Below are 17,009 nucleotides of genomic sequence, written 5' to 3' on the forward strand. Positions count from 1 at the left end.
CGGCCTCATGTCTGCGCCTTGCCTCCGGTGATGCGGGAGACCACCAGGGCCACCAGGATGACGGTGCCGTTGAGGAAGTTCGTCCACTGTGCGGGCACCCCGGCCAGGGTCAGCACGTTGATGATCATGAACAGCAGCAGGACGCCGGTGAAGGCGCCGAAGACGCTGCCCTTGCCACCGTTGAGACTGACGCCGCCGATCACCGCCGCCGCGAAGACCTGGAAGATCGCGCCGCTGCCCTGCGCCGCCGGCACCGCCGCCAGGCGGCCGCTGATCAGCAGACCGGCGAGCGCGGCGAGGACGCTGGCCACGATGAGGGCGACCCACAGCACCCGGTCGGTGCGGATGCCCGCCGCCCGGGCGGCGTCGGCGTTGCCGCCGATGGCATAGAGCGCCCGGCCGGCTCGGGTGTAGCCGAGGACCACGATGCCGACGGCGACCAGCAGCAGCGACACCCAGATCGAGGCCGGCACCCCGACCCACGTCGCGGAACCCAGATAGGTCATCGACTCCGGCAGTGCGAAGAAGGTCTGACCGCCCGAGATGCCGGTGAGCAGACCGCGCAGGACGATCAGCATGCCCAGCGTGACGATGAAGCCGTTGAGACCGAAGCGGACGATCAGCAGACCGTTGAAGGCCCCGACGAGCGCGCCGACGAGCAGGACCAGCGGAACCGCCCAGGCGTCCGGCACCACGTCGAGCCCGAGACCCCGGGTGAGGGCGGGGTCGATGACCAGCCACGCGGCGATGCCGGGCGCCAGGCCGAAGGTGGACTCCAGCGACAGGTCCATCTTGCCGGTGATCAGCACGATGGTCTGGGCGAGCACCACGATGGCGATCTCCGACATGCTCTGCAGCACGTTGATGATGTTGTCGCTGCTGAGGAAGACCGGGTTGACGATCGACCCGACGATGGCGACCGCGATGATCGCCGGCACCAGCGCCAGGTCACGCAGCCGGGCGACGGCCAGACTCCGCGACGCGGACCGGGACGGTGGTGGTACGGCCGCTGGCGGTGTGGTGGGAGTGAGCGTCTCAGACATGGTGGAGATCCACCCCTTCCATGGCGGCTACCAGATCGTTGTCGCGCCAGCCGTACGCCATTTCGCCGACCACCCGGCCCTGGAACATCACCAGCACCCGGTCACAGATCCGCAGGTCGTCGAGTTCGTCCGAGACCACCAGCACGGTGGTCCCGCGTCGGCGGACCTCGTCGACGACACCGAGCAGCGTCTGTTTGGACCGGACGTCGACACCGGCGGTCGGGGTGATGAGCACCAGCACCTTCGGCTCGCTGGCCAACGCCCGGCCCATCACCACCTTCTGCTGGTTGCCGCCGGACAGATCGGAGACCGGCACCTGCGGCCCGGACGCCTTGATCGCCAGGTCGGCGATGGTGTCGCGAGCCAGCGCGTCACGCCTGGCCGGCGAGATGAGGCCGCGTCGCGCGACCCGGTCCGGCACGGTCATCGTGACGTTCTCCGCGATGGACAGCAGCGGCACCAGTCCCTCCCGGTGCCGGTCCTGCGGCACCAGCCCGACCCCGGCGTCGAGGGCGTCCGGCACGCTGCCCGGGCGCAGCGTGCGACCGTCCACCACGACGGTTCCCCCGGCCGGGCGGGCCAGGCCGACGATCGCCTCGGCGACCTCGACCTTCCCGCTGCCGCCGCCGCCCGCGATGCCGACCACCTCGCCCGTCCGGGCCTCGAACGACAGTTGCGCACCGGAGGCGGTGGTCAGGTCACGCACCGAGAGCAGCACCGGCGCGTCGGCCGCGGGCGGGCGGTGATCCGCCTCGGGCATCGTCACGTCCTCACCGGTCATCGCGGCGACCAGCTCCGGCCGACTGAGCTGCGCCACCGGGGCCGTCAGGATGTGCCGCGCGTCGCGGAAGACCGTCACCTGGTCGCAGATCTCGTAGATCTCCTGCAGGTGGTGGCTGATGAACAGGAACGTCACGCCCTGGGCCCGCAGGTCCCGGATCCGGGCGAACAGGCGGTTGATGCCCGCGCCGTCGAGCTGGGCGGTCGGTTCGTCGAGGATGATGAACCGGGCACCGAAGGAGAGCGCCCGGGCGATCTCCACGAACTGCCGCTGCTCGACCGAGAGCGACGCGGCGGGCTGACGTACGTCGACCTCGACCGACCAGGTGGCGAGCAGTTCCTCGGCCTGCCGGCGCAGCCTCGACCACTGGATCAGACCGGCCACGCCCCGGGCGTGTCGGTGGAGAAACAGGTTCTCCGCCACGGTGAGGGTGCCGATGATGGTGGACTTCTGATAGACGCAGGCCACCCGCTTCCGCCACGCGTCGCGGTCACCCAACGTCGGGGCGGGCCGGCCGTCGAACGCCACCGCGCCGCCGTCGGCGGCCTGGAGTCCGGTGAGGATGCCAACCAGCGTCGACTTGCCGGCGCCGTTGCGTCCGACCAGGGCGTGCGTCTCGCCGGGCCGGACCACGATGCCCGCGTCGAGCAGGGCCACCGTCGATCCGAACCTCTTGGTGATGTTCACCGCCTCGACGACGGGCCGGGCGTCGCCGGCCGGCCCGTCGGCCGCGCGGTGCGGGGCGGTACTCATGCGTTGTTGCCCCACAGGGAGGCGTCGTCGAACTTGAGCGTCGGCTCGCCCGCGATCGGCGCACCGTCCGCCGTCACCAGCGGCGCCGGGAGCTGGTCCTCCAGCAGGCCGTCGCGTACCTGGATGATGGTGCTGCCGTGGTCGGTCGGGCCGGGCTGGAACGTCTTGCCGTCCATCGCCGCCTTCACGTACTCCAGCCCGTACCTGGCGTACAGGTCGGCGGGCTGGCTGACGGTGGCGTCGATGAGGCCCTCGCCGATGTTCTTCAGCTCCTCCGGGATGCCGTCGTTGGAGACCACGAAGACGTGCTTCGGGTCGCTCGGCGGCACCTGGAGACCACGCTGCTTGAGGATCTGCAACGTGCCGGACAGGGCGAACGAGGACTGCATGTAGATGCCCTTGACGTCCGGGTCCGAGGCGAAGCGGGTCTGCAGCTTCGACGCGGCCACGTCGGCCTTCCAGTCGGTGGCCTCGCCGAAGACGGTGATGGCGGGGAAGTCCTTGCGCATGCACTCGTTGAACGCCTCGGTGCGGTCCCGGCCGTTGATCGAGTCCAGGCCGCCCTGGAGCATCACGACCTTGCCCGTGCCGCCGAGCTTGGTGCCGAGGAACTGGCAGGCCTTGATGCCGTAGGCGCGGTTGTCGGCACGGACGACCATGAACACCCTGCCGGTGTCCGGTCGGGTGTCGATGGTGACCACCGGGATGTCCCGGCTCTCCAACTGCGTCAGGGTGGGCGCGATGGCGGCGGTGTCCTGCGGTGCCATCACCACGCCCTTGACCCCCTGGCTCATGAAGGCCTGGGTGTTGGAGATGAGGTTGGCGATGTCGTTCTGCGAGTTGGTGGTCTTGATCTCGAGGTCCAGTTCGTCGGCGAACTGCGGCACGTACCTGATGTAGGAGTTCCAGAAGTCGGTGTCCGAGCGCGGGTAGTCGACGCCGACGAGCTGCGCCGAACCACCCGAGCCGGTGCCGTCGTCGCCGCACCCGGCCACGAGGGTGGCCGAGGCAGCGAGCAGCACGGTCAACCCCCCGCTCAGCAGAGCTCTACGTTCCATCGTGTGTCCTCCGTATCGGGATGCCGCCGGAGGCAGGGGCACCGCGACCACCGGGGCGCGGCGACGGACGACCGACGGAACAGGTGCGATCGGGCGGCGGTGACGTCCACAGCGGGCAGGTGCAGACGTCCCTCGGGTGCTTCGGGGTGAACGACTTAGACATCAGACGTTATTCGTTTCCGGCGCGCAGCGTCAACGCCTAGATATCCGCTGAAATCGGGCTCTCGGCAGGAATATGTGACCGAGCATCGGGGACTGACGGGGGGATACATCACATCAATACCGCGACGTGTCGACCGGCTCGTCAACGGCCGGTCAGACCGGCGGGCTGGACCGATGTTGGCGATCACACCACGGTGCTCGATCACCGTCGCGTCCGCACATCGACACTCCTGCGAACGTTAACATCGATGCCCCTCGCGTTGCTAGCGTGTTTCGCGCCCGGCGGCGGCACCCCGGGGAAGCCCCGGCGACGGATGGTGTCACCGCGGCCGCCCGAGCAGTGGTCGACTGAAAATATCGATCAATGTCAGCGTGTTGCTGGCGCTCTCGGCGCGACTCCATACTTTGGCTTGCGCGCGAGCCGCGAATCGGCACGAAAGTGTCATCGTCACGGCGAGGTGAGCGGATCCCCTCCGCAGGGCAGCACCTCCCGCATCGCGACGCCCGGTCCCCGTCCCCCGGTCGATGTCGGCTGACCCGACGTCCACCGTGCCCGGGTTCCGGCGTCGACCCCTATCACCGGAGGTGAACATGACCCGAACGAGAGCCGGGCTGCTGGCATCCCTGGCCACCGCGTTACTCCTCGCCGTGGCGGGCGTGGCCCTGTCCCCGTCACCGGCCGTCGCCGCGTCGCTGGTCGAGGTGACCAGCTTCGGCAACAACCCGGGCAACATGCGCATGCACATCTACGCGCCGGACAACCGGCCGGCCAATCCGCCGATCGTGGTCGCCATGCACGGCTGCGGAGGCTCCGGCACCGGCTTCTATTCCAGCAGCGAGTTCGCCCGGCTCGCCGACCAGTACGGCTTCCTGGTCATCTATCCCACCGCGACCCAGCAGGCCGGCTTCGGCAACTGCTTCGACGTGTGGTCGGCCGCCTCGAAGCGCCGCGACGGCGGCAGCGACCCGGTCTCCATCATGTCGATGGTCGGCTACGCCCAGCGCCAGTACGGCGGCGACCCGCAGCGGGTCTACGCCACCGGCAGTTCCTCCGGCGGCATGGCCACCCAGGCCCTGCTCGCCCTCTACCCGGACGTGTTCAAGGCCGGCGCGGCCTTCATGGGCGTGCCGTTCAACTGCTTCGCCAACGCCGCCGACTTCCCGCCGACCAACAGCCAGTGCGTCAACGGCCGGATGGACCGCACCCCGCAGCAGTGGGGCGACGCGGTGCGGCAGGCGTACCCCGGCTACAGCGGTCCACGTCCCCGCATCCAGCTCTGGCACGGGACCAACGACACGCTCATCCCGTTCCAGCTCCTGCAGGAGGGGGTCGAGCAGTGGACCAACGTCTTCGGGTTGAGCCAGACACCGACGTCCTCGGACACCCCGCAGGCCAACTGGAACCGACGCCGGTTCGCCAACTCCGCCGGCACCGTCCAGGTCGAGGCGTACAGCATCCAGGGCGCCGGGCACACCCTGCCGTCGACGGGCATGGCCCGGGTCGCCATCGACTTCTTCGGCCTGACCTCCACCCCACCGCCCACCACTCCCCCGCCCACCACCCCGCCCCCGACCACGACCCCGCCCACGACCCCGCCACCCACCACTCCGCCGCCGACCACCCCGCCGCCGGGCGCCACGACCTGCCGGGTGCAGTACTCGGCCGACTCGTGGAACAACGGTCTCGTCGCCACGCTGACCGTCACCAACAACACCCCGAACCCGGTCAACGGTTGGACGTTGCAGTGGACCTGGCCGAACGGACAGCAGGTCACCAGCGCATGGAACGCCACGGTGACCCAGAGCGGCAGCCAGGCGACCGCGCGCAACGTCGCCTGGAACGCCACGATCCCCGGTAACCAGAGCGTCAGCTTCGGTTTCCAGGCCACCCACAGCGGCACCAACAACCCACCCACCGGCTTCACCCTCAACGGGCTCGGCTGCCAGTGAGCGACGCCGGCCGACGACCGGGCCCCGACGCGGGTGCCACGACGTCGACCGGCGGTGGCATCCGGATCTGATCGACACCCGACGGCGACCGGCCGTCACCGAGTACGCGGCCCGGTGCCGCGGGCGCGCCACCCGCGCCCGTGGCACCGGGCCCGCTCGTTGTGCTCGTGCTCACCCACATCACGCCCAGCGCCCGAGCGGACGCCGCCCGAACAGGCGACCGTCGCATATTTACCGCCGTCACTTGAGCGTGTTATCGATAACATGCTAACTTCCGGTCGAGGGGTGCAGGGCACGCTCCTTCGAGGTCACCGACCCGGCCGGCAGGGCACGCCAGCCGATCTCAGCACCCGCCGGTGACCTGTCCGGGTCCGCCGCCACGGCGTCGCGCGCCGGCCACCCCATGTGGACCGGGCCGCCTGGACCGCAGGCAGCACCGATCCCGCTCATGACGGCCGGGTCACCGCGCGCGTGCGAACACCACCGATCACACCAGCACCCGACGGGTCGTGCCATGGCCGCCCCCGGGTGTGGTCGCCGCTCGTCCCGCGTCGGACGAGGGGCGTTCCGACCACCACCAGAGAGGTCTGTCATGAATCGCAGATACACCGACGGCAGGGGCCCGGTGATCCGGCCGCGCACCCTGCTGCTGGCCCTCGCGGCGGGCGCCGCGCTGGTCGCTCCCACCGTGCTGGTCGCCCCGGCGGCCAACGCCGCCGCCAGCACACTCGGCGCGGCGGCGGCCCAGAGCGGTCGCTACTTCGGCGCCGCCACCAACTCGTTCATGCTCTCCAACAGCCTGCACGCCACGATCCTCAACCGCGAGTTCAACTCCATCGTGGCCGAGAACGAGATGAAGTGGGACGCCACCGAACCCCAGCAGAACGGCTTCAACTTCACCGGCGGCGACCGGCTCGTCGCACACGCCCGGGCCAACGGCATGTCGGTACGCGGGCACGCGCTGGTCTGGCACGCCCAGCAGCCGGGCTGGGCGCAGAACCTCTCCGGCACCGCGCTGCGCAACGCCATGACCAACCACATCACCCGGGTCGCCGGCCACTTCCGGGGCCAGATCCACTCCTGGGACGTGGTGAACGAGGCGTTCGCCGACGGCGGTGGCGGCGGCCGGCGTGACTCCAACCTCCAGCGCACCGGCAACGACTGGATCGAGGTCGCGTTCCGGACCGCACGGGCCGCCGATCCGGGCGCAAAGCTCTGCTACAACGACTACAACACCGACGGGATCAACGCGAAGTCGACCGGCATCTACAACATGGTGCGCGACTTCAAGTCCCGTGGCGTGCCGATCGACTGCGTCGGCTTCCAGTCCCACCTGGGCACCACGCTGGCCAGCGACTACCAGGCCAACCTGCAACGCTTCGCCGACCTCGGCGTCGACGTGCAGATCACCGAGCTGGACGTGGCCCAGGGGTCCAACCAGGCGACAATCTACGAGCGGGTCACCCGCGCCTGCCTGGCGGTGGCCCGGTGCAACGGCATCACCGTATGGGGCGTACGGGACAACGACTCGTGGCGGCGCAACGAGAACCCGCTGCTGTTCGACGCCAACGGGAACAAGAAGCCGGCGTACCAGTCGGTGCTCAACGCGCTGAACAGCGTCACCCCGAACCCGACCACCCCGCCGCCGACCACCACCCCACCGACCACCACCCCGCCGACCGGCGGCGGATGCACCGCCTCGGTGTCGCTGAACTCGTGGAACGGCGGCTTCGTGGCCACCGTCAAGGTCACCGCCGGCAACTCCGCGATCCGTGGCTGGACGGTGCGGGTCGCGCTGCCCGGCGGGACCGCGGTCACCGGCACCTGGAACGCCCAGGCCAGCGGCAGCAGCGGCACGGTGAACTTCGCCAACGTCAGCTACAACGGTCAGGTCGGCGCCGGCGGCAGCACCGAGTTCGGCTTCCAGGGCACCGGAACGGGCCCGTCCGGCACCCCCACCTGCACGGCAAGCTGACCACGCACCGGCAACGGGTCCGGTCCGGCATCGCCGGGCCGGACCCTGTCTGTCCGACGGGTACGCGCCGGACCGCCTCAGCGGGCCGGCGGCTTACCGACGCTCTGGCGGGAGACCAGGGTCGGCGCGACGGTCTCCCGCAACGCGCCCCCGCTGGCCGACTCGATCTGGGTCAGCAGCATCTCCAGGCTGGCCCGGGCCACCGCGTCGAAGTCCGGTCGCACGGTGGTCAGTGGCGGGATGAAATACGCCGCCTCCGGGACGTCGTCGAAACCGACCACGCTGATGTCGTCCGGCACCCGGCGACCGTGCTCGTGCAACGCCCGCAACACCCCGAGCGCGAGGTGGTCGTTGGCGGTGAAGACGGCGGTGACGTCGGGCATCCGGGCCAACATCTGCCCGCATCGGTAACCGGCCGCGGCGGACCAGTCCGCCGGCACCAGCGGCGGGATCTCCGCACCGGCCGCGAGCAGGGCCTCCCGCCAGCCCTCGATCCGCCCCGCGCTGTCGAACCAGTCGGACGGGCCGGAGACGTGCCACACCGTACGGTGCCCGGCTTCGAGCAGGTGCTGGGTGGCGGCCCGGGCACCGGCGGCCTGGTCGACCGTCACCAGTGGCATCGGTCGGCGTGGATCACCGTCGACGGTGACCAGCGGAACGTCCTTCGGCAGGCGCTCCAGCGCCTCGCCGGCCGACTCCACCGGCGCGATCACCACGATGCCGGCGACCCGGTGGGCCAGGTGCCGCTCCACCGCCGCCGAGATGGACCGGTGGTCGAGGTCCCGGACGCTGCCCACGCTGACCGCGAAGCCGGACTCGGCGGCGACCTGTTCCAGCGCGGTGAGCAGCGATGCCGGACCGTAGAGGGTGGTGTTCTGCGCGACCACACCGATCACCTGCGAACGACCGGTGACCAACGCGCGCGCCGCCCGGTTGGGGCGGTAACCGAGCTCGGCGATGGCCGCCTGGACCCGCAGTCGGGTCTGTTCGCGGACGTTCGGGTGACCGTTGAGCACTCGTGACACCGTCTGGTGCGAGACACCAGCGAGGCGAGCCACGTCCGTCATCGCAGGATCGCGTACGGCCATCTCAGACTCCCCGCATGTCGGTCGGCGCCGAGACCGGTCGACGCTGACTGGAACGGCTAGGGTACAAAGATCCCCTCTCGCGGTACCCACACCGGCCCGTGCCGTCCGAGTGGAGAGCGCTCGATCACGCACAGTCTACGTCAGCGCCGATCCCGATCGGTGCCAGGCCGTGGGCCGAGTCCGCGTCGCGCCGAGGGCTTCGGCATCCGACCCGGTCGACGGCGTACACCGGAGATCCCGCACGACGTGCTGTGCCGGGACGCGGGTGGTGCCCGGCCGGTCGCCGGGCACCACCCCCTCGGTCACCGGAGCGCGGTGACCGTCCGTACCGGCGGGCGGCGCGGTCGGAGGTACGCGCCGCACCCGCCTCGAGGGCGACCTGACATCGAGGTCAGGGCGTGGCCAACTCGAAGCGTCGCACCGTCACCGCACCACCAAGGGCGCTGGTGGCGAAGTTGAAGATGCCGAACCGGTACCCCATGAAGAACGTCCAGTTGTTGTTGAGCGTCAGGGCGTTGCCCAGCGAGACGAAGGTGACCCCGTCGGTGCTGTACGAGAAGCGCGCCTGCCGCCCGGAGCCGGGTCTGATGTCCGCGTTGGCCCGTAGCCAGATCCGGCCGCCGGAGACCGCCGCACTGGCGATCTCGCTGCCGGTGCTGGTGGTGCTCCAGTTGTTGCCCATGGTGAGGCCGTTGGTCATCACCACCCGGGTCGCCCCGTTGTCGCGCCGGACACCGATCCAGGCCGAGCTGTCCCGCAGCATGGCCAGGCCGGTGCGGTCCCCGTCGCGCATGGTGGAGTAGTCCAGCTCGACCGTCGCGGTCGAGGTCGGGCCCTGGATGCGGTGCGTGACGGTGTTGCGGGCCCGGTAGAGGTCGTTGGTGACGGTGGCGGTCTGCAGGCGCAGTCCGTTGTTCACCGAGTACCGGCTGGTGTCCGGGTTGTGGTTCCACTCCCACTGCACGCCGAGCTGGGTGCCGGCGAACGTGTCCACGCCGGTGAGCGGCTTGACCGGTCGCAGCGGCAGCGGGTTGGGATAGTTCACGCCCCAGGCGCCGTTGACCGTCTGCACCTGCGGCCAGCCGTCGGCGGTCCAGGTGATCGGTGCCAGCGTCGGCATCCGGCCGCCCGGGTACGCGTCAGTGAACGCCATGTAGTACCAGGCGCCGTTCTGGGTCTGGACCAGTCCGCCCTGGTGCGGTACGCCGCCGCCGGAGATCGGCCCCTGCATGTTGAGCAGCACCTGCCGCTGCTCGTACGGGCCGAACGGACCGTTGGTCGACTTGAGCACGTACTGGCCGTTGGCCGGACGGGTCAGCCAGATGTAGTAGGCGCCGTTGCGCTTGTAGAAGCGCGCACCCTCCAGCGTGCCGATGCTCGACGGCGTCTGGTAGACCTGCTGGGCCCGCACCTGGGAGCGCCCGTCTGCGGAGAGCTGCGCCACGCTGATGGTGCCGTTGCCGTACGCGACATACATGGTGTCGTTGTCGTCGATCAACATGCCGGCGTCGTAGTAGCAGTTGGGGATGGTGGCGTGCCGGCTCCAGGTGCCGTCCACGGCGGAGGCGGTGTAGATGTGGGTCTGGGCGAAGTCGATACAGCCCGCCCAGTAGTACGTCCGGTTGCTGGGCCGGTAGTTCAGCGTCGAGGCCCAGATCCCGTTCACGTACGCGTGTTGTCCGCTGGGCAGGTCGTACTTGGTGCCGAAGTCGAGCCGGGGCACGGAGTGTCCGGCGAACTCCCAGTTCACCAGGTCGTACGAGCGCAGCACCGGCGCACCCGGCGAGTAGTGCATGGTCGAGGCGGACATGTAGTAGACGTCGCCGACCCGGATGATGTCGACGTCGGCGAAGTCCTGCCAGACCACCGGGTTGGTGAAGTTGCCGCCGGGGGTGCCCGGGTTGCCGGTGTCACCGACGCGCACCAGTTGCCACTGCTGGTTGGTGCCGCCCCAGTCGTCGTACTGGACGATGTTGCCGCCGTCGGCAGTGGACGCGCTCTGCACCTCCATCGCCTTGTTGCTGTTGCGGTTGATCAGCCGGACGTACCCACCGTCGGAGTCGGCGAGCCGGAACTGCTGGTTGGTGCCGTTGCCGTCGCTCCACTGCACGATGGACGCGCCGTTGGCGGTGGAGAAGTTGTAGACGTCGAGCACCTTGCCCGAGTGCCGGGACTTCAGCCGGTAGTAGCCGCCGCCGGAGTCGACGAACTGCCACTGCTGCTGGTTGCCGTTGTTGCGCGTCCACTGGGTGATGCGCGCCCCGTCGTTCGTGGCCAGGTTGTACACGTCCAGGGCCTTGCCGCTATTGCGGTTGACCAGCACGTACCACGCGTTGGTGTCGACGGTCGCCGCCACCGCCGGCGACGGTGCCACCGCCACCAGCGTGCCGCCCACCACGACCGCCGCGACCGCCGCGACGGCCCGGGACAACCACCCGCGTCGGCGCGCAACGGCGCGGGGGACCTCGAAGGTACCCATGATCCTCCTTGAGAGACGAGAGACGAGCGACCACAGGGAGACGGTCGCGGGGTAGATGCGTCCCGCGTGGTGTGATCGCTAACAACCGCCGCCGTGCCCAGGTGCGGCGTGGTGATCGCTTGCGCCGAAGCGGAACGCGCCTGGCCCGGCCGGCCGGAGATATCGTCCGTCTTCACTATCGACTGTGAGCGATAACAGATCCTTAGTCAAGACGTAACACCGACGACTTGCGCGGGGCCGGATCACACACCCGGACACGACGAAGCCGCCGCCCGACGGGGCGGCGCGAAGGAGTCGTCCACGCCGGGGGTGTGGCGGCAGGGATCGAGCCGATCACCGTCGACGCGGCGGGGCCGGCGGGCCGTCCGCGCGGCGACCGCCCGCCCCGGCTCCGCCCCGAACACCGAGCAGGCCAGGATCGGCAGCGATGATCCGGTCGCGCATCGGGCGTCGGGCGAGCGCGGCCAGCGCCTCGTCCACGAGCACGTGCAACGGCATCGACAGCTCGGTCTCCAGCTCGCGGGTCGCCGTGGTGGTGGCGGCGACCTCGGCCCGCAACGCCGGCAGGACCCGCCGCCCCTCGTCGGTGAGCGTGACCATCCTGGTGCGCGCGTCGCGGCCGGGGATCGTCTCCACGAGCCCGGCACGCGCCATCGCGGCGACCGTCTGACTGGCCGCCGAATGGGTCACGTCGATCGCCGTCGCGACGGCCCGGATCGAGCACGGCCCGTCGTCGGCCACCGCCAGGAGCACCGGCGCGAACCGCGCGCGCAGACCGGGAAGGCCGATCTCGGCGTACACCTGGCCGATGCCGCCGTCGAGCAGCTCCATCAGCATCGCGAGTTTCGTACCGAGGACGCCGGGCCCGGGGACGGGGGTTGCCATGGCGGTAATGTAACAGCGCTGTCATATCGTGAGGAGCGCGCCATGATCGAGCCGTACGACACCGGGATGATCGACGTCGGCGACGGCAACCAGGTCTACTGGGAGGTCAGTGGCAACCCCGAGGGCGTTCCCGCCGTCGTCCTGCACGGCGGTCCCGGCGGCGGCAGCGCGCCCCAGCACCGCCGGGCGCTCGACCCGGAGCGGTTCCGCGTCGTGCTGTTCGACCAGCGCAACTGTGGGCGAAGCACACCGTCGGCGGCCGACCCGAGCACCGATCTGCGCGCCAACACCACCGCCCATCTCGTCGCCGACATCGAACGGCTGCGGGAGCACCTCGGCATCGCCCGCTGGGTCGTGTACGGCGGGTCGTGGGGCGCGACGCTCGCGCTGGCGTACGCGACGAACCATCCCGACCGGGTACGCGGCCTGGTGCTGGTCGCGGTGACAATGACCCGGCGGTCCGAGGTGGACTGGCTGTACCGCGGCGGCGGACGGTTCTTCCCCGAGGCGTGGCAACGATTCGTCGCCCACGCGGGCCTGCCGGGCTACGCGCTGCCGACCGACAGCCGACCACCGATCGAACCGGTCCTGCTGCGCTACGGCCAACTACTCGCCGACCCGGACCCGACGGTGCGGGAACGGGCGGCCGAGGAGTGGTGCGCGTGGGAGGACGCGCTGATCTCCGAGGAGAGCAACGGCAGACCCGGCCAGTACTCCGCCGGGGAACTGCGACAACGGCTCACCATGACCCGGATCTGCGCGCACTACTTCGGCAACGGCGCGTTCCTGGCCGACGGCGAGATCCTGCGCAACATCCCGAAGCTGGCCGGTATCCCCGGTGTGCTGGTGCACGGTCGTAACGACCTGAGCGGACCGGCGATCACGCCGTGGGAGATCGCGCAGGCGTGGCCCGAGGCACGCCTGCACGTCGTCGGGGACGCGGGTCACACCGGCAGCGAGACCATGCGGCGCGTCCTGTCCGAGGCGGCGGACACAATGGCACGCACCTAGACCCGACCCGCGCCACGGGGGATGCGGGGACCCGGGCGCGTGCGTCGGTGCCGCCCACCGGACGGGCGGCACCGACGCACCGCGGGTGCCGAGGTCAGAAGCCCCGGGCGAGGCGGTAGTACGCCTGGTTCCAGCGCAACTCGTCGGCGAACCGACGAGACTCGGTGTTCGCGTCGATGACGACCAGCTCGGTGCGGCTCATCTCGGCGAGGTCGTGCAGCTCCTCCACGCCTACCGCGTGCGAGAGCACGGTGTGGTGCGGGGCGCCGGCGGTGATCCACGCCTCGGCCGACCCGGCCAGGTGCGGGCGGGGCCGCCAGACCGCCCGGGCCACCGGCAACCGCCGCAGCGGCTGCGGCGGGGGCACCACGTCCACCTCGTTGGCGACCAGCCGGAACCGCTCCCCCATGTCCGCCAGGCCGAGCACCACCGCCGGTCCCGGCTCGGCGTCGAAGACCAACCGGACCGGGTCCTCCCGACCGCCGATGCTCAACGGGTGGATCTCCACGTTCGGCTTGTTCGCGGCGATCGTCGGGCACACCTCCAGCATGTGCGCGCCGAGGATCAGCTCCTCGCCCGGCGTGAGGTCGTAGGTGTAGTCCTCCATGAACGAGGTGCCGCCCTGCGCGCCGGCCGACATCGCCTTGAGCGTGTGGACCAGCACCGAGGTCTTCCAGTCGCCCTCGCCGCCGAAGCCGTAGCCGTCGGCCATCAGCCGCTGCACCGCGATGCCGGGCAGTTGACGCAGGCCGCCGAGGTCCTCGAAGTTCGTGGTGAAGGCCCGGAACCCGCCCGCGTCCAGGAAGGTCCGCATGCCCAGTTCCAGCCGTGCGGCGTACCGCAGCGAGTCGTGCCGTTCACCGCCGGGACGCAGCTCGGCGGCGACCCGGAAGGTGTCGTCGTACTCCTTGACCAAGTCGTCGATCTGCGCGTCGGCGACCTCGTCGACCACCCGCACCAGGTCGTTGACCCCGTAGGTGTTCACCGAGACACCGAAGCGCAACTCCGCCTCGACCTTGTCCCCCTCGGTCACCGCGACGTCGCGCATGTTGTCGCCGAACCGCGCCAGGCGCAGCGAACGCATCGCCGACCAGCCGATCGCCGCCCGGGTCCACGAGCCGACACGGGTGACCACACGCGGGTGGCTGACGTGGCCGGCAATGGTCTTGCGGGCCACCCCGAGCCGGGTCTGGATGAAGCCGAACTCCCGGTCGCCATGGGCGGCCTGGTTCAGGTTCATGAAGTCCATGTCGATCTCGTCCCAGGGCAGCCGGACGTTCGCCTGGGTGTGCAGGTGCAGCAACGGTGTGCGCAGCGCGTCCAGACCCGAGATCCACATCTTCGCGGGCGAGAAGGTGTGCATCCACGCGATGACCCCGACCGCACCCTGCACCGCGGCGTCCCGACAGACCTCCAGGATGTCCGCGCTGGTGGTCAGCACCGGCTTCCAGACCACCCGGGCCGGGATGTGCGGCGAGTCGTCGAGCAGGGCGGCGATCTGGCGGGACTGCTCGGCCACCTGCCGGAGGGTGTCCTCGCCGTACATCGCCTGGCTTCCGGTGAGGAACCAGACCTCGGGTTCAGGATGCGTTGCCATGGGAGTTGCCTTCCGCGAGAGGGGCGGTCACTTGTAGCGGATGCCGATAAGGCGCTGGAGCAGGATGAACGCGAAGAGCAGGCCGCCAATAACGATCTTGGTCCACCAGGAGTTCAGGCTACCGTCGAACGTGATCAGCGTCTGGATCACGCCGAGCACCAGCACACCGAGCACCGTGCCGAAGACGTACCCCGATCCGCCGGTGAGCACCGTGCCACCGATCACCACGGCCGCGATCACGTCGAGCTCCATCCCGATCCCGATCAGCGGCGCCCCGGAGAGCGTGTAGAACGAGAGCAGGATCCCGCCGATCGCCGAGCACAGGCCGCTGATCGTGTAGACCGCGATCCGGGTACGTCCCACCGGCAGCCCCATCAGCAGCGCCGACTGCGGGTTACCGCCGATCGCGTACACGTTACGACCCAATCGGGTGTACGCCAGCACGTACGCGCCGACGAGCACCACCGCGAACGCGACCAGCACGCTCACCGAGACGAAGTTGCCGCCCGGATTGCCGATCCGGTACTGCGCCATCGTGGTCCAGAAACCGTCGGTGATCCGGATCGACGAGTCACTGATGAACGTACACATGCCCCGGGCGAAGAACATCCCGGCGAGTGTCACGATGAACGGCTGGATGTCGAAGAAGTGGATTGCACAGCCCATCAGGAACCCGAGCGCCGGCCCGATGAGCAACGCGATGACCAGCACCAACAACGCGGGCAGGCCAGACTGGAGCAGCCACGCCGAGACCATCGCCGTCATCGCGACCACCGACCCCACGGAGAGGTCGATGCCGCCGGTGAGGATCACGAAGGTCATCCCCACCGCGACGACGAGGAGGAAACCGTTGTCGATGAAGACGTTGAAGATGACCTGGACGTTGGAGAAGGCCCGGTACTGGGACACGCCGATGGCGTACATGACCAGCAGCAGGGCCAGCGTGGCCAGCACCGGTACGTGCCGCCGGGGCAGCCGTGCCCAACTCGGCCCGGTGGTCAACGACGTACTGCTCATGCCGTCACTCCGCTTCGCTGCGTGCCGCCATGAGGCTCCATAGCGCTGAGCCGAAGATTCGCTCGCTGCCGCTCACTCATGCCGTCACTCCGCTTCGCTGCGTGCCGCCATGAGGCTTGATCGCACCGCGCCTGATGATTCGCTCGCTTTGCTCACTCATGCCGTCACCTCCTCCTTCTGGCGCTGCGGCGTCGGGGCCGGCGGGGGTGGGGTGCCGCGCTTGCGGCGGTTGAACTTGGCGCGGAACGCCGGGGCCTGGATGAGGCAGACCGCGATCACGACGACCGCCTTGAACAGCAACGCCGTCTGCGGCGAGATGTTCATGGCGTACACCGTGGTGGTGAGCGTCTGGATGATCAGCGCGCCGAGGATGGTGCCGCTGAGATAGAACCGCCCGCCGGCCAGCGCGGTGCCCCCGATGACGACCGCGAGGATGGCGTCCAGCTCCACCCAGAGGCCGGCGGCGTTGCCGTCGGCACTGGACACGTTGGCCGTCATCATGAAGCCGGCGACCGCCGCGCAGGCCGCGCTGACCACGTAGACCAGGAAGACGATCCGGCCCGACCGGATGCCGGCCAACCGGCTGGCCTCCCGGTTGCCGCCCACCGACTCGATGATCATGCCGAGCGCGGTACGGCGGGTGAAGGCCGCGACCAGCAGCGCCGCGCCCAACGCGATGAAGATCGCCAACGGCAGGGTGAGGAAGTGGCCCAGGCCGATCGCCCGGTACGGCCCGGAGTTGATCGTGATGATCTGGCCCTCGGTGATGAGCTGCGCCAGTCCACGACCGGCCACCATCAGGATCAGCGTGGCGATGATCGGCTGAATACCGATCACCGAGACCAGTACGCCGTTCCAGGCACCGAGGACCAGCGCCACCCCGAGCGCCATCGCCAGCGCGGTCGCCACCGTGACGAAGCTGTTCTGGTCCGGCGCCTGACTGATGTGCAGACAGGCGATGGCACCGCTGATGGCGCAGATCGATCCGACCGAGAGGTCGATGCCGCCAGTGGAGATGACCAGCGTCATGCCGAGCGCGACCAGGATCAGCGGCGCGCTCAACCGGAGGATGTCGATCGGGGTGCCGTACAGGTGGCCGTTGTTCATCTCGATCGACAGGAAGCCGGGGCGGTAGATCGTGTTCGCCGCCAGCATCACCACCAGGACGGCGATCGGCCAGAACAGCCGGTGCCCGAGAAGGGGCTTGATC

General features: G+C 69.8%; 12 protein-coding genes. 3 read left to right on the plus strand and 9 right to left on the minus strand.

Going from position 1 to position 17,009, the window contains the following annotated elements; genetic code table 11:
• Positions 1-5 precede the first annotated feature (5 nt).
• From ABT008_RS15345 to ABT008_RS15355, 3 genes are read right to left on the minus strand one after another with little or no spacing between them, the layout of a single operon-like run.
• Positions 6-1,043, minus strand: coding sequence for an ABC transporter permease (locus ABT008_RS15345; protein ID WP_350696857.1), 1,038 nt, complete (start codon positions 1,041-1,043; stop codon positions 6-8).
• Positions 1,036-2,577 carry a sugar ABC transporter ATP-binding protein gene (locus ABT008_RS15350; protein ID WP_350696858.1) on the minus strand — a complete coding sequence of 514 codons (1,542 nt, stop codon included), beginning with the start codon at positions 2,575-2,577 and terminating at the stop codon, positions 1,036-1,038. Before ABT008_RS15350 ends, ABT008_RS15345 begins: the two co-directional genes overlap by 8 nt.
• Positions 2,574-3,635: a sugar ABC transporter substrate-binding protein gene (locus ABT008_RS15355; RefSeq protein ID WP_350696859.1), complete on the minus strand. Its 1,062-nt coding sequence runs from the start codon at positions 3,633-3,635 to the stop codon at positions 2,574-2,576. The genes ABT008_RS15350 and ABT008_RS15355 overlap by 4 nt, the downstream gene beginning before the upstream one ends.
• Before the next feature lie 753 nt (positions 3,636-4,388).
• Between ABT008_RS15355 and ABT008_RS15360 the strand changes: the two genes are divergently transcribed.
• Both ABT008_RS15360 and ABT008_RS15365 read left to right on the plus strand, forming a co-directional pair.
• Complete coding sequence (locus ABT008_RS15360) at positions 4,389-5,747, plus strand: extracellular catalytic domain type 1 short-chain-length polyhydroxyalkanoate depolymerase (RefSeq protein ID WP_350696860.1); 1,359 nt, start codon at positions 4,389-4,391, stop codon at positions 5,745-5,747.
• A gap of 592 nt (positions 5,748-6,339) precedes the next feature.
• On the plus strand, positions 6,340-7,722 hold the full coding sequence (locus tag ABT008_RS15365; RefSeq protein ID WP_350696861.1) for an endo-1,4-beta-xylanase: 1,383 nt from the start codon (positions 6,340-6,342) through the stop codon (positions 7,720-7,722).
• Between the two features lie 77 nt (positions 7,723-7,799).
• On the opposite strand, the gene ABT008_RS15370 is transcribed toward ABT008_RS15365, so the two are convergent.
• The 3 genes from ABT008_RS15370 to ABT008_RS15380 form a co-directional block, all read right to left on the minus strand.
• The gene (locus ABT008_RS15370; protein ID WP_350696862.1) at positions 7,800-8,789 is read right to left on the minus strand and encodes a LacI family DNA-binding transcriptional regulator; all 990 of its coding nucleotides are present in this window, start codon (positions 8,787-8,789) and stop codon (positions 7,800-7,802) included.
• Between the two features lie 412 nt (positions 8,790-9,201).
• Positions 9,202-11,289 carry a family 43 glycosylhydrolase gene (locus tag ABT008_RS15375; protein ID WP_350696863.1) on the minus strand — a complete coding sequence of 696 codons (2,088 nt, stop codon included), beginning with the start codon at positions 11,287-11,289 and terminating at the stop codon, positions 9,202-9,204.
• Between the two features lie 333 nt (positions 11,290-11,622).
• Positions 11,623-12,174, minus strand: a complete 552-nt coding sequence (locus tag ABT008_RS15380) for a MarR family winged helix-turn-helix transcriptional regulator (RefSeq protein WP_350696864.1) — start codon at positions 12,172-12,174, stop codon at positions 11,623-11,625.
• 42 nt (positions 12,175-12,216) lie between these two features.
• On the opposite strand from ABT008_RS15380, the gene pip reads away from it, so the two are divergent.
• Positions 12,217-13,185 carry a prolyl aminopeptidase gene (gene pip, locus ABT008_RS15385; protein ID WP_350696865.1) on the plus strand — a complete coding sequence of 323 codons (969 nt, stop codon included), beginning with the start codon at positions 12,217-12,219 and terminating at the stop codon, positions 13,183-13,185.
• 94 nt (positions 13,186-13,279) lie between these two features.
• On the opposite strand, the gene araA is transcribed toward pip, so the two are convergent.
• The 3 genes from araA to ABT008_RS15400 form a co-directional block, all read right to left on the minus strand.
• Complete coding sequence (gene araA / locus ABT008_RS15390) at positions 13,280-14,782, minus strand: L-arabinose isomerase (protein WP_350696866.1); 1,503 nt, start codon at positions 14,780-14,782, stop codon at positions 13,280-13,282.
• A gap of 27 nt (positions 14,783-14,809) precedes the next feature.
• Positions 14,810-15,799, minus strand: coding sequence for a galactofuranose ABC transporter, permease protein YjfF (yjfF, locus tag ABT008_RS15395; RefSeq protein WP_350696867.1), 990 nt, complete (start codon positions 15,797-15,799; stop codon positions 14,810-14,812).
• A gap of 156 nt (positions 15,800-15,955) precedes the next feature.
• The gene (locus ABT008_RS15400) at positions 15,956-17,008 is read right to left on the minus strand and encodes an ABC transporter permease (RefSeq protein ID WP_350696868.1); all 1,053 of its coding nucleotides are present in this window, start codon (positions 17,006-17,008) and stop codon (positions 15,956-15,958) included.
• Position 17,009: the final 1 nt, after the last annotated feature.

Origin of the sequence: Micromonospora sp. NPDC002389 (genome assembly GCF_040296095.1) — a bacterium.
Classification (GTDB): Bacteria; Actinomycetota; Actinomycetes; order Mycobacteriales; family Micromonosporaceae; genus Micromonospora.